Origin of the sequence: Burkholderia sp. 9775_39 (assembly GCF_015712225.1) — a bacterium.
Lineage (GTDB): Bacteria > Pseudomonadota > Gammaproteobacteria > Burkholderiales > Burkholderiaceae > Burkholderia > Burkholderia cenocepacia.
The window spans coordinates 252,561-264,588 of record NZ_JACCQC010000005.1; the positions used below are offsets into that span (position 1 = coordinate 252,561).

Sequence of the window (12,028 nt, forward strand, 5' to 3'; positions counted from 1 at the left end):
CAACATATCGAGGCTGAGCAGAAATTGACTAGTCAATCATCCATGGCTATATTTCGATCCAGTTTTCCTGCCACGGCAGATATCTCGATGACAACCGACACCCTCCTCACTCCGCCGGCCGCCGACGCGGCCCGCCGCGACGCGCCGACCGGGCTGATCGTCGCCGCGCTGCTGCTCGTCATGCTGCTGTCCGCGCTCGACCAGACGATCGTGTCGACCGCGCTGCCGACGATCGTCGGCGAACTCGGCGGGCTCGACCAGTTGTCGTGGGTCGTCACCGCGTACCTGCTGTCGTCCACCGTCGTGCTGCCGCTGTACGGCAAGCTCGGCGACCTGTACGGCCGCAAGATCGTGCTGCAGGCCGCGATCGTGCTGTTTCTCGCCGGCTCGGCGTTGTGCGGCGTCGCGCAGGACATGACGCAACTGATCGGGCTGCGCGCGCTGCAGGGGCTCGGCGGCGGCGGCCTGATGGTCGTCACGATGGCCGCGATCGGCGATCTGGTCCCGCCCGATCGCCGGGCGCGCTACCAGGGGATGTTCGGCGGCGTCTACGGCCTCGCGACGATCGTCGGCCCGCTGCTCGGCGGCTTCCTGGTCGAGCATCTGTCATGGCGCTGGATCTTCACGATCAACCTGCCGCTCGGCCTGCTCGCGCTCGCGGTGATCGGCATGGCGTTCCGGCCGCACACCGCGCACGTGAAGCACCGGATCGACTACCTGGGCGCCGCATTCCTCGCGACCGCCCTCACCTGCGTGATCCTGTTCACGAGCGAAGGCGGCTCGCTGCTGCCGTGGACGTCGCCGCAGCTGTGGATGACGCTCGTGCTCGGGCTCGTCGCGATCGGCGGCTTCATTTATGAAGAGCGCCTGGCGGCCGAGCCGATCATGCCGCTCGACCTGTTCCGTCACCGCACCTTCGTGCTGGTCAGCCTGATCGGCTTCGTGGTCGGCATCGCGCTGTTCGGCTCGGTCACGTTCATCCCGCTCTACCTGCAGGTCGTGAAGGGCTCGACGCCGTCGCAGGCCGGCATGCAGTTGCTGCCGATGATGGGCGGGATGCTCGTGACGTCGATCGTCAGCGGGCGGCTGATCTCGCGGCTCGGCTCGTACCGGATGTTCCCGATCGCCGGGACGCTGATCGGCGGCGTCGCGATGGCGCTGCTGTCGACGCTGACGCTCGATACGCCGCTGCACACGATGTACGCGTACATGGCGCTGCTCGGAATCGGGCTCGGGATGGTGATGCCCGTGCTGACGCTCGCCGTGCAGAACACGGTCGAATTCCGGCACATGGGGGTGGCGACGTCGGGCGCGACGCTGTTCCGCTCGATCGGCGGCTCGCTCGGCGTCGCCGCATTCGGCGCGCTGTTCTCGCACGGGCTGCAAGCGCGGATGAGGCACGCGCTGCCGGCCGGCACCGAGCTGCCGCCCGCGCTCGGCCCGGCCGCCGTGCACCAGTTGCCGGACGCCGTGCGCGACGCGTATCTGCACGCGTTCGCCGGCTCGCTGCACGTCGTGTACCTGTCGGCCGCGACGGTGATCGCGATCGCGTTCGTGCTCGCGTGGTTCGTCGAAGATGCGCCGCTGCGCACGCACAACTGAGCGAGCGGCGGCTCGCGACACGACCGTCGGGTCGAGCCGCGTCGCGAGTCGCCCGCCCCGTCATCACGCCAACAGCACGACACCGCCCGTCGTCGCGCGCGACTCCAGCAACCGGTGCGCATCGGCCGCCTGTTCGAGCGGCAGGCGCGCGCCGATCTCGACGTGCATGCCGCCTGCCAGCCGGTCGAGCGTCGCCCGCGCGGCGTCCCGATACGCGCCGACGTCCCGCGCGATGAAACCGAGCACGCTCGGCCGCGCGAGCGCGATCGAACGGGCCGGGCCCAGCTCGTCGAGATCGAACGTCTGCCGCGTGCCGATCGCGGCCACCTGCCCGATGCTCGCGACCATCCCGAACGGACGAATCGCCCCGAGCGTGCGGGTCAGCACGTCGCCGCCGATTCCGTCGATCGCGTAATCGACGCCCGCACCGCCGCCGAAGGCACGCGCGGCCGCGACGAAATCCGCCTCGCGATAATCGACCACCGCTTCCGCGCCGTGCGCGCGCACCAGCGCGGCTTTCGCAGCCGATCCGACCGTGCCGATCACCCGTGCGCCGAGCGCGCGCGCCCACTGCGTCGCCAGCAGCCCGACGCCGCCGGCCGCCGCATGCACGAGCACCGTGTCGCCGGCGCCGACCTGCCGCACGCGATGCAGCAGCATGTAGACGGTGATCCCCTTCAGCAGCCCGGCGGCGGCGGCTTCGTCGCTCAGCCCGTCTGGAATCGGCAGCACGCGCTCGGCCGGCATCGTGCGCAGGCTCGCATAGCTGCCGGTCGGCATGCCGGCATACGCGACGCGCTGACCGGGCACGAGCTCCGTCACGCCCGGCCCGACCGCGTCGATCACGCCGGCCGCCTCGACGCCGAGCGCGTCCGGCAGCGCGGGCAATGCATGCGCGCCGGTCCTGAAGTAGATATCGACGAAATTCACGCCGATCGCGGTCTGGCGAATCCGTACTTCGCCGGCGCCGGGCGGCGCGACGGGCGCATCGACGCGGCGCAGCACGCCGGCATCGCCGTAACGGTCGATCCCGATCCGGATGGCATTGGCGGTTTGGGTCATGACGTTCCTCGTTATCGAATGAAGTGACACGATCATCCCATCGTGCATAATCGAACGGAATTCACGTTGAACGCCCATCTACTGTGCAAAATTCGACCGATCGTGATCCTGTCGCCTCACCCGCACTGCCGATGAGCTGGGACGACATCCGCTACTTCCTGGCGGTGATGCGCGGCGGCAGCCTGTCGGCCGCCGCGCGGGCGCTGCAGGTCCAGCATTCGACGGTCGCGCGGCGCATCGACGCGCTGGAGTCGGCACTGGGAATCCGGCTGTTCGACCGGCTGCCGCGCGGCTGGCCGCCGACCGACGAAGGGCTGCACCTCGCCGAGCACGCCACGCGCCTCGAAGCCGATGCGCATGCGTTCGCGCGCGCCGCGCACGGTGCGGCGGCGCTCGACGGCGTGGTGCGGGTATCGGCGTCGCCGGTGTTCGCGAGCCATTTCCTCGCGCCGCGCCTGGCTCGCGCGCAGCGCGCGTGGCCGGCGCTGCGGATCGACCTGATGGGCGAGATGCATGCGGCGAACCTGTATGCGCGCGAAGCCGACCTCGCGGTGCGGCTGTCGCGGCCGAGCGAGCCGGGGCTCGCCGCGCGCCGGCTCGGCACGATGCGCTTCGCGCTGTGCGCGGCGCCGGAATGGGCCGATGCGCCGCCCGACACCTGGCCCTTCATCGGCTACGACGACGCGCTCGCGCAAACGCCGCAGCAGCAATGGCTCGAACGCTTCGCGGCCGGGCGCCGCTTTGCGTTCATCGCCAACGACCTCGCCGCGCAGCATCGCGCGTGCGCGGCCGGGGCCGGCGTCGCGCTGCTGCCGCGGTTTCTCGTCGACGATCCGGCCGCGCATGCCGGCGCGCCGCTCGTCGAGCTGACGGCCGCGCCGCATTGCGACATCGAGCGCGAAATCTGGCTCGTCGTTCACCCGGACGTGCGCCGGTCGCCGCGCGTACAGCGCGTCGCCGACGCGATCGCCGATGCTGTGCATGCGGCGGACGGCCGGTTGTAAGCCGCCGAAGCCGCAAACGGCTTTACCACGCGCGGCGACGGCCGGCATAGTAGCGTTTTGATTCCGACCGCCCTGCCGCCATGTCCAACACTCCCGCCTGCGTCGTGCGCGACGCGACCGATGCCGACCTCGAGGCGATCCACGCGATCTATGCGCACCACGTTCACCACAGCGTCGCGTCGTTCGAGGAAACGCCGCCCGACGTCGCCGAATTGCGCGCACGCCGCGACGCGGTGCTGAACCATGGGCTGCCGTATCTCGTCGCCGAATGCGACGGCCGCGTGGCCGGCTACGCGTACGCGACGCCGTACCGCACGCGCAGCGCGTACCGCTTCGCGATCGAGGATTCGATCTACATCGACGACGCGCAGCGCGGCCGCGGAATCGGCCGCGCGTTGCTCGCCGCGCTGATCGCGCGCTGCGAAGGCGGCCCGTGGCGGCAGATGATCGCGGTGATCGCCGACGGCGGCACCGGCGGCTCGACGTCGCTGCATCGCGCGTTCGGCTTCGAACCGGCCGGCCAGCTGAAAGCGGTCGGCTTCAAGCACGGCCGCTGGATCGATACGGCGCTGCTGCAGCGCCCGCTCGGCGAAGGCGCGAACACGCGCCCCGCCTCGCCCGAGCCTGCCCCGGCGCGCTAGAATGGCCGCATGTCAAAACAGACTCATTCCACGCCCGACGAGGCCACGCCGGATTCCCGCAACGAGTACACGGTCGACGAGCTCGCGCGCGTGTCCGATACCACCGTGCGCAACGTCCGCGCCTACCAGGATCGCGGGCTGCTCGCGCCGCCGGAGAAACGCGGGCGCGTCGGCATCTACGACGACACGCACGTCGCGCGCCTGAAGCTGATCAACCATCTGCTCGCGCGCGGCTACACGCTGTCGAACATCCAGGACCTGATCAAGGCGATCGACGAAGGCCACGACCTGCGCTCGATCCTCGGCCTCGAAAACGCGATCGGCGGCCGCTGGTCGCACGAGCTGCCGAAAACCTACTCGCTCGCGCAACTCGCGCAGATGTTCGGCCCGCAGGCGACCACGCAACTGTCGCGCGTGACCGAGCTCGGGCTGCTCGAACGGCGCGGCCTGTCGTTCGTCGCGAAAAGCCCCGCGCTGCTCGAGGCCGCCGCCGCGATGACGAAGGAAGGGATTCCACCGCGCGAACTGCTCGACGTGATCAGCGTCGCGCGGCCGCATTTCGACGCGATCGCGCGGCTGCTCGTCGATCTCGTCGTGAAGCGGCTCGACCGCTATGACGAAGGCACGCTGCCGCCCGCCACCGACGTGCCGGCGCTCGTCGACGCGATCTGGCGGCTGCGCCCGCTCGCGGCCGTGTTCGTCGAAGGCGAGACGAACCGCGCGCTCGAGAATGCGGCGAGCGCGTATCTGGGCGGCCGCGTCGCGACGATTCTCGACAAGAAACTCAGCGACGAAGCCGCGCGGCAGTCCGGTACGAGCGATACGCAGGGCGACGGCGACACCGCGTAAGGCCTTCGCCGTCATGCATGCGTGGGCTTTTCGCGACAACGCGCGCGTGTCCGGCTGGAGGAAAGGCCGACGTCCATGGCAGGTGACGATAGCCGCCAGCATGGGCCGGCAAATGGCCAGCAGCCGCGCCCGCGCGCATTCCAGCCAGACGGCGCCACCGCGCTGCGTCCGTCATCGCAGGCTACGCTGCGAAACAGTTACAAGATAACGGTTGACGCGAGCCCCAGCGACGGTTAGTGTAGGCACCGAAGTCCAAGAAGTCCGATTGCTGTTCATCAATTGCTCGCTCCTCCTCAGCGGTATTCGTTGTCCTCTCCCTCCTTGACGCTTCACGCGCTCTTCCACAGAGCAAATTTCTCTATTTTTTCTCAAGGAATCTTCATGGATACCGGTATCGTCAAGTGGTTCAACGACAGCAAAGGCTTTGGCTTCATCACGCCGGACAACGGCGGCGACGATCTGTTCGCTCACTTCTCGGAAATTCGTGCCGACGGCTTCAAGACGCTGGCTGAAAACCAGAAAGTGAGCTTCGAAACGAAGCAAGGACCGAAGGGTCTGCAAGCGGCGAACATCAAGCCGCTGTAAAGTTTGAAGGGCCCGGCCTCCCACGACGGACGCCGGGTCGCAGCGACATCCCCACGGAGCTTCGTCTCCCCAAGTTGGCGCGACCGGCTTTTTAGCTGCATCTGTTCAGTCAGCAGCTCGCCACGCGCTACACGTCTCGTTGCACTTCATCCCCCCTCTGGCCGCAACGCCTTATTTTCGCTTTCCGACTGCGTCTGATTCGGCTCGCAATGGCTTTGAATCGGCGTAACCGTGCGTATTTCGCACGGCACGCGCGCACTCGAACATCATTAAAATTAAAATGGACAACCAACGAATTCAGCAATACAACGGCTATGCCGTCCAACCCTCGGCGCATCGCCTGCCCGACGGGAGTTTTTCCTCCAACCTGCTGCTCGAACGCGCCGATAGCACGCACGGCGAAGGCCGCTACCAGTTCTATTCGCTCGATTACTTCGCGAGCGAGGCACAGGCGCTCGCGCATTCGGCACGCTGGGCGCGCCACTGGGTCGATACGCGCGGTTGAACGCCGCGCTACTCGCGAGATCCGCGCAGACGGTCATAAAAAAACGGCGGGCAACTGCCCGCCGGCCTTCCGCATCACATGCCCGCTCACCTGCGTCACCGCGCCGCCACCTTCTTCTGCCGCCACAGACACAGCAGATCGCAAGCCACATGCGCGGCCGCGATCGCCGTGATGTCCGCGTGATCGTACGCCGGCGCCACCTCCACCACATCCGCCCCGACCAGATTCACCGCCCCGAGCCCCCGCACGATCGCCAGCGCCTGCGCGGACGAGAGCCCGCCGGCCACCGGCGTCCCCGTTCCCGGCGCGAACGCCGGATCGAGGCAGTCGATATCGAACGTCAGGTACGCAGGCCGCGCACCGACGATCGCGACGATCCGCTCGACCGCCGCCCGCGCACCCTGGTCATGCACCCACGCGGCATCGAGCCGCTCGATCCCGAGAAAGTCGTCGTTCCACGTGCGGATGCCGACCTGCACCGACGTCGCGGGATCGATCAGCCCTTCCTTCACCGCCTTGTAGAACATCGTCCCGTGATTGAGGCTGTCCGGATCGTCGTCGGCCCACGTATCGCAGTGCGCGTCGAAATGGATCAGCGACAGCGGCTTGCCGTAGCGCTCCGCGTGCGCGACCAGCAGCGGATAGGTGATGTAGTGATCGCCGCCGAGCGTCAGCATCTTCGCGCCCGAACGCAGGATCGCGCGCGCATGCTCGACGATCGCCGGCTTGATCGACAACGGGTTGTGCGCGTCGAACCAGCAGTCGCCGTAGTCGACGGCCGCGAGGTCGTCGAACGGGTTGAAGCCCCACGGATACGGATTGAGCTCCGCGAGCTGCACGCTTGCCGCGCGAATCGCGGCCGGCCCGAGCCGCGCACCGGAACGATAGGTCGTCGCGAGATCGAGCGGCACGCCGGAGATCGCGACGTCGATGCCGTCGAGCACGCGCGAGTAATTGCGGCGCATGAACGACAGCACGCCCGCATAGGTGTTTTCGATCGAGGAACCGTACGGCGTCGTGCGACGGATCGCGCCGTCGCCGTGAAGAAGTTCGGTCATGGTCGGACCTGTTTTCGTGGGGTGCCGGCGCCGGCCCGCGCGCTCTGAGGGCGCGGGCCGGGCACGGCATGGATTCATCGGCACGCACCGGCTCGCGCATCCGGTCGCGCGGCCAGGCGGGACATCGACAGCGACAGCGGCAATACCGCGGCGATCATAGCAAGCCGAATCGACGCCGTTGCCCCGGTTCGGCCGGGGCAACGCGCGGAAAAATCCGGCGGCGGCACCGCCGCCCGTCGCGGTCGTTTCCTAGAAGGATTCGCCGGTTTTCGCGCGCCCGTTCTTCCGGATAATGGCCGACAGCCGCGCCCTCGACGGCGCGGCGTCCACCGCAGACAACTACAAACCGGAGACACCCGCCTTGATCGCCACGCTTCCCGCCCCCTACCGCCGGCTGTGGCCGCTCGCCATCGCCGCGGCGCTGCTGTACGGCCTGTCGCTCGCCGTCGCGCCCTATCCGGGCCAGGCCGCCGCGAAAGCTGCGATGGGCATCCTGCTGCTCACGGCAGGCAGCACCTGCGGCGCGCCGCGCGAACGCGCGTGGCTGTGCGCGGCGCTCGCGACCGCCGTGCTCGGCGACGTGCTGCTCGCGCTGCCCGACTGGCCGTTGTCGTTCGTTCTCGGCCTCGGCGCATTCCTGCTCACGCACGTGTGCTACTGCGCGATCTTCTTCCGGTGGCGCGCGCGGCCGCACGGCTGGCGCATCGTCGCGCTCGTCGGGCTGTGGATGGCCGCGCCGGCGTTCTACGCGGCATTCTTCCCGCACCTCGGCGAGTTGCTGGCGCCGGTCGCCATCTACATGCTCGTGCTGTGCGCGATGGCGAGCTTCGCGCTCGCCGCCCGCACGCGCGGCCCGCTGGTCGCGATCGGCAGCCTGATCTTCGTCGGCTCCGACACGCTGATCGGCGTCGGCCGGTTCCTCGGCGGCTTTCCGGGCATCGACTATCTGATCTGGGGCCTCTATGCGCTCGCGCAGGTCACGATCGTGGCCGGGGTTTTCCATGAGACGGCCACCCGATCGATCCGTCCCTGATACCGTTTCAAACGGACCGTCGCGCGCCGGTGGTCCCGTTTCTTCCCTGTCTCGCCCTGCCGGCGGCCTTTTCCGCTCATCCCGCATTGCGGAAACCCGACCGTTCCAAACCCCGCTCAGCCTTTTCCCGTCTGGCTTCCGGCCCTTAGAGCGCCGCTTCTAGCCTCTTGCGGTTTCCGGGTTCACCCACTATCGTTACATCAAACAATGTAACATTCAAAAATGAGCCAAATCGGAGACACCCGGATGAATGCTCGCACGTTGCCTTTCGGTCCACCCGGCCATGACGGCCCGGACGAAACCATCGACATCGCCATCATCGGCACCGGCTTCGCCGGTCTCGGGATGGCGATCCGCCTGAAACAGACGGGCGTGACCGACTTCGTCGTCCTCGAGAAGGCCGCCTCGGTCGGCGGCACGTGGCGCGACAATCATTACCCCGGGTGTGCATGCGACGTGCAATCGCACGTCTATTCGTTCTCGTTCGCGCCGAACCCGCGCTGGACGCGCATGTTCGCGCCGCAGCCGGAAATCCGCGCGTATCTCGAAGACTGCGTGCAGCGCTTCGGCGTCGGCCCGCACCTGCGGCTGAATCACGAGTTGCAGCGCGCCGAATACGACGAAGCCGCGCAACGCTGGCGCCTCACGTTCGCGAACGGCAAGCGGCTGTCCGCGCGCGTGCTGGTGTCGGGCATGGGCGGCCTGTCGCGCGCCGCGCTGCCGGCGATTCCCGGCGTCGAAACCTTCCAGGGCCGCGCGTTCCATTCGCAGCAGTGGGATCACGACTACCCGCTCGAAGGCAAGCGTGTCGCGGTGATCGGCACCGGCGCGAGCGCGATCCAGTTCGTCCCGCAGATCGCGCCGCGCGTGAAAGCACTCGCGCTGTTCCAGCGCACGCCGCCGTGGATCATGCCGAAGCCGGACCGCAACCTGACCGGCTTCGAGAAATGGCTGTTCCGCACGCTGCCGTTCACGCAGAAGATCGTGCGCAGCGGCATCTACTGGATGCTCGAATCGCGCGTGCTCGGCTTCGCGATCCATCCGTCGCTGATGAAGAACGTGCAGAAGCTCGCGCTGCGGCACATCCGCAAGCAGATTCCCGATCCGGAGTTGCGCAAGACCGTCACGCCGAACTACACGCTCGGCTGCAAGCGCGTGCTGATCTCGAACGACTATTACCCGGCGCTGTCGCGCAAGAACGTCGACGTGATCACGACCGGCATCGACCATATCGAAGCCGACGCGGTCGTGACGACCGACGGCAAGCGTCATGAAGTCGACTGCCTGATCTACGGCACCGGCTTCCAGGTCGCCGATCCGTACCCGCGCGGCGCGATCATCGGCCGCGGCGGCCTCGACATCGTCGACGCGTGGCGCGACGGCGCGCACGCGTACCTCGGCTCGACGCTGCCCGGCTATCCGAACTTCTTCATGATCGTCGGCCCGAACACCGGCCTTGGCCACAACTCGATGGTGTTCATGATCGAGTCGCAGATCGAATACATCCTCGGCGCGCTGCAGGCGATGCGTCGCGAGCGCGCGGACGCGATCGAGGTGCGCCCGCTCGTCGAGGCGCAGTTCAACAGCGACCTGCAGGGCAAGCTGAAGAAGGCGATCTGGTCGACGGGCGGCTGCAAGAGCTGGTATCTCGATCCGCGCACCGGCAAGAACACGACGCTGTGGCCAGGCTTCACGTGGCGCTTCCGCCAGGCGACCGCGCGTTTCTCGATCGCCGATTACCACGCGTATCGCGCGCCGCAACACGACACGACCGCGCGGCCCGCCGCCGCGCCGGCCGCTTCCGCTTCCACGTCCGCCGAAGCGGCCTGAGCCAGACAAGGAGCCAACGACATGAGAGATTTCGCCAACAAGGTGGCCGCGATCACGGGAGCCGGCTCGGGCATGGGCCGCGCGCTCGCGATCCAGCTCGCGCAGGCCGGCTGCCACGTGTCGCTCGCCGACAAGAACGGCGTCGGCCTCGCGGAAACCGAACGGATCGTCCGCGCGATCGCGCCGAACGTGCGCGTGTCGACGCGCGTGCTCGACGTCGGCGATCGCGACGCGATGTTCGCGTGGGCCGACGACACCGCGAAGGAGCACGGCAAGGTCAACCTGATCTTCAACAATGCGGGCGTCGCGCTGTCGAGCACGATCGAAGGGATGGAATACAGCGATCTCGAGTGGATCGTGAACATCAACTTCTGGGGCGTCGTGCACGGCACGAAGGCGTTCCTGCCGCACCTGAAGGCATCGGGCGACGGCCACGTGATCAACACGTCGAGCATCTTCGGGATCTTCGCGCAGCCGGGCATGAGCGGCTACAACGCGACCAAGTTCGCGGTACGCGGCTTCACCGAATCGCTGCGCCAGGAACTCGACATGATGAAGTGCGGCGTGTCGGCCACCTGCGTGCATCCGGGCGGCATCCGCACGAACATCGCGCAGTCGAGCCGCGTCGCGAAGAACATGGTCGGCTTCATCGTCGAGAGCGAACAGCAAGGCAAGGACAGCTTCGAGAAGTTCTTCATCACGACCGCCGACGACGCCGCGCGCACGATCCTCGCCGGCGTGCGCAAGAACAAGCGCCGCGTGCTGATCGGCCGCGACGCGAAGGGCGCGGACTGGATGGCGCGCGTGCTGCCGGCCGCGTACCAGGCGCTCGTCGTGCTCGCGACGCGCCGCGAGGCGGCGAAAGCCCGCCGTGCCGCGCGCGGCGCGCCGGCGCCCGCCCCGCTGCACGCGACCTACAACAATGCAGGCAATCAGGGAGGTGAACAATCATGACGACCCCGAACATGATGCCCGTGCGGCGCGACATCCGTTTCGCGCTGCCGCCCGAACGCGCGAAGGACTGGCACGTGCAGGGCGTGCCGGTCACGCACTTCATGAACGCGCTGTCGCTGCTGTTCCCGGCCGGCGAACGCTTCTTCATGGATTCGGTGCGCAACTACCGCGACCGGATCGAGGATCCCGAGTTGAAGAAGCAGGTACTCGGCTTCATCGGCCAGGAAGCGATGCACACGCGCGAGCACATCGAATACAACGACCTGCTGCAATCGTCGGGGCTGCCCGCGCACAAGCTCGACAAGCGCCTGTGGACCATCCTCGGCTGGTTCAAGAAGGTGCTGCCGCACTCGATGCAGCTGGCGATCACGATCGCGCTCGAGCACTACACGGCGATCCTCGCGAACCAGTTGCTGTCGGGCCACGAGCACCGGATCGACGGCTCGGTCGAGGGCTACCAGCAGATGTGGATGTGGCACGCGATGGAGGAAACCGAGCACAAGGCGGTGTCCTACGACGTGTGGCGCACCGTGATGAAGCCGGGCCTCGGCAGCTACCTGCTGCGCACCGGCACGATGCTGACGACGACGGTGTTCTTCTGGGCCATCGTGTTCGACTTCCACGTACGCCTGATGCGCGCGCACCGTCGCGAACACGGCAAGTTCGGCGGCATGTGGCGCCTCGTGAAGTATCTGTACAGCCCGAAGCACGGCGTGTTTCCGAGCATCGCGCGCGAATGGCTCGACTACTTCCGCCCGGGTTTCCACCCGTGGGATCACGACAACCATCAGTACCTGCAGGAGCTCGACACGCTGCTCGACAACATCGACGCGACCAACGCGCGCTACGCGGCGCAAGCCGCCCCGCGCCGCGTGCCGCTGCACCCGGTGCCGCAGGCATGACGC

Annotated in this window: 12 protein-coding genes; 10 read left to right on the forward strand and 2 right to left on the reverse strand. The window is 67.8% G+C overall.

What is annotated here, in order from left to right; translation table 11 throughout:
- The first annotated feature begins 87 nt into the window (after positions 1 to 87).
- Positions 88 to 1,602, forward strand: coding sequence for an MDR family MFS transporter (locus H0X90_RS09455; RefSeq protein WP_060268209.1), 1,515 nt, complete (start codon positions 88 to 90; stop codon positions 1,600 to 1,602).
- Positions 1,603 to 1,665: 63 nt separating this feature from the next.
- Here the strand turns inward: H0X90_RS09455 and H0X90_RS09460 are convergent, their stop codons facing one another.
- Positions 1,666 to 2,664, reverse strand: a complete 999-nt coding sequence (locus H0X90_RS09460; protein ID WP_034202196.1) for a quinone oxidoreductase — start codon at positions 2,662 to 2,664, stop codon at positions 1,666 to 1,668.
- Between the two features lie 131 nt (positions 2,665 to 2,795).
- Here H0X90_RS09460 and H0X90_RS09465 point away from each other — a divergent pair, with 131 nt between their 5' ends.
- From H0X90_RS09465 to H0X90_RS09485, 5 genes are all read left to right on the forward strand, one after another.
- On the forward strand, positions 2,796 to 3,668 hold the full coding sequence (locus tag H0X90_RS09465; protein WP_052106049.1) for a LysR family transcriptional regulator: 873 nt from the start codon (positions 2,796 to 2,798) through the stop codon (positions 3,666 to 3,668).
- An 80-nt stretch (positions 3,669 to 3,748) separates the two neighbouring features.
- Positions 3,749 to 4,309, forward strand: a complete 561-nt coding sequence (locus H0X90_RS09470; protein ID WP_034202194.1) for a GNAT family N-acetyltransferase — start codon at positions 3,749 to 3,751, stop codon at positions 4,307 to 4,309.
- A gap of 9 nt (positions 4,310 to 4,318) precedes the next feature.
- Positions 4,319 to 5,158: a MerR family transcriptional regulator gene (locus H0X90_RS09475; RefSeq protein ID WP_006485961.1), complete on the forward strand. Its 840-nt coding sequence runs from the start codon at positions 4,319 to 4,321 to the stop codon at positions 5,156 to 5,158.
- A 381-nt stretch (positions 5,159 to 5,539) separates the two neighbouring features.
- The gene (locus H0X90_RS09480; RefSeq protein WP_006485974.1) at positions 5,540 to 5,743 is read left to right on the forward strand and encodes a cold-shock protein; all 204 of its coding nucleotides are present in this window, start codon (positions 5,540 to 5,542) and stop codon (positions 5,741 to 5,743) included.
- A gap of 280 nt (positions 5,744 to 6,023) precedes the next feature.
- The gene (locus H0X90_RS09485) at positions 6,024 to 6,248 is read left to right on the forward strand and encodes a hypothetical protein (protein ID WP_006485967.1); all 225 of its coding nucleotides are present in this window, start codon (positions 6,024 to 6,026) and stop codon (positions 6,246 to 6,248) included.
- A gap of 95 nt (positions 6,249 to 6,343) precedes the next feature.
- Here the strand turns inward: H0X90_RS09485 and speB are convergent, their stop codons facing one another.
- A complete protein-coding gene (gene speB / locus H0X90_RS09490) occupies positions 6,344 to 7,306 on the reverse strand; it encodes an agmatinase (RefSeq protein ID WP_077189361.1) in 963 nt (320 codons plus the stop codon).
- 361 nt (positions 7,307 to 7,667) lie between these two features.
- Between speB and H0X90_RS09495 the strand changes: the two genes are divergently transcribed.
- The 4 genes from H0X90_RS09495 to H0X90_RS09510 all read left to right on the forward strand — a co-directional run bounded on the left by H0X90_RS09495 (position 7,668) and on the right by H0X90_RS09510 (position 12,025).
- Positions 7,668 to 8,339 carry a lysoplasmalogenase gene (locus H0X90_RS09495; protein ID WP_077189433.1) on the forward strand — a complete coding sequence of 224 codons (672 nt, stop codon included), beginning with the start codon at positions 7,668 to 7,670 and terminating at the stop codon, positions 8,337 to 8,339.
- A 246-nt stretch (positions 8,340 to 8,585) separates the two neighbouring features.
- A complete protein-coding gene (locus H0X90_RS09500) occupies positions 8,586 to 10,169 on the forward strand; it encodes an NAD(P)/FAD-dependent oxidoreductase (protein ID WP_006493056.1) in 1,584 nt (527 codons plus the stop codon).
- Between the two features lie 21 nt (positions 10,170 to 10,190).
- On the forward strand, positions 10,191 to 11,123 hold the full coding sequence (locus H0X90_RS09505; RefSeq protein WP_012493394.1) for an SDR family oxidoreductase: 933 nt from the start codon (positions 10,191 to 10,193) through the stop codon (positions 11,121 to 11,123).
- Positions 11,120 to 12,025: a metal-dependent hydrolase gene (locus tag H0X90_RS09510; protein WP_034202192.1), complete on the forward strand. Its 906-nt coding sequence runs from the start codon at positions 11,120 to 11,122 to the stop codon at positions 12,023 to 12,025. Before H0X90_RS09505 ends, H0X90_RS09510 begins: the two co-directional genes overlap by 4 nt.
- The last annotated feature ends 3 nt before the right edge of the window (positions 12,026 to 12,028 follow it).

Excerpts from the sequence above, each read along its gene's own strand:
- H0X90_RS09460 (WP_034202196.1), bottom strand. The coding sequence starts at position 2,664 with ATGACCCAAACCGCCAATGCCATCCGGATCGGGATCGACCGTTACGGC.
- H0X90_RS09455 (WP_060268209.1), top strand. The coding sequence starts at position 88 with ATGACAACCGACACCCTCCTCACTCCGCCGGCCGCCGACGCGGCCCGC.
- H0X90_RS09465 (WP_052106049.1), top strand. The coding sequence starts at position 2,796 with ATGAGCTGGGACGACATCCGCTACTTCCTGGCGGTGATGCGCGGCGGC.
- H0X90_RS09485 (WP_006485967.1), top strand. The coding sequence starts at position 6,024 with ATGGACAACCAACGAATTCAGCAATACAACGGCTATGCCGTCCAACCC.
- H0X90_RS09505 (WP_012493394.1), top strand. The coding sequence starts at position 10,191 with ATGAGAGATTTCGCCAACAAGGTGGCCGCGATCACGGGAGCCGGCTCG.
- H0X90_RS09475 (WP_006485961.1), top strand. The coding sequence starts at position 4,319 with ATGTCAAAACAGACTCATTCCACGCCCGACGAGGCCACGCCGGATTCC.
- H0X90_RS09470 (WP_034202194.1), top strand. The coding sequence starts at position 3,749 with ATGTCCAACACTCCCGCCTGCGTCGTGCGCGACGCGACCGATGCCGAC.
- H0X90_RS09510 (WP_034202192.1), top strand. The coding sequence starts at position 11,120 with ATGACGACCCCGAACATGATGCCCGTGCGGCGCGACATCCGTTTCGCG.
- H0X90_RS09480 (WP_006485974.1), top strand. The coding sequence starts at position 5,540 with ATGGATACCGGTATCGTCAAGTGGTTCAACGACAGCAAAGGCTTTGGC.
- H0X90_RS09500 (WP_006493056.1), top strand. The coding sequence starts at position 8,586 with ATGAATGCTCGCACGTTGCCTTTCGGTCCACCCGGCCATGACGGCCCG.
- speB (WP_077189361.1), bottom strand. The coding sequence starts at position 7,306 with ATGACCGAACTTCTTCACGGCGACGGCGCGATCCGTCGCACGACGCCG.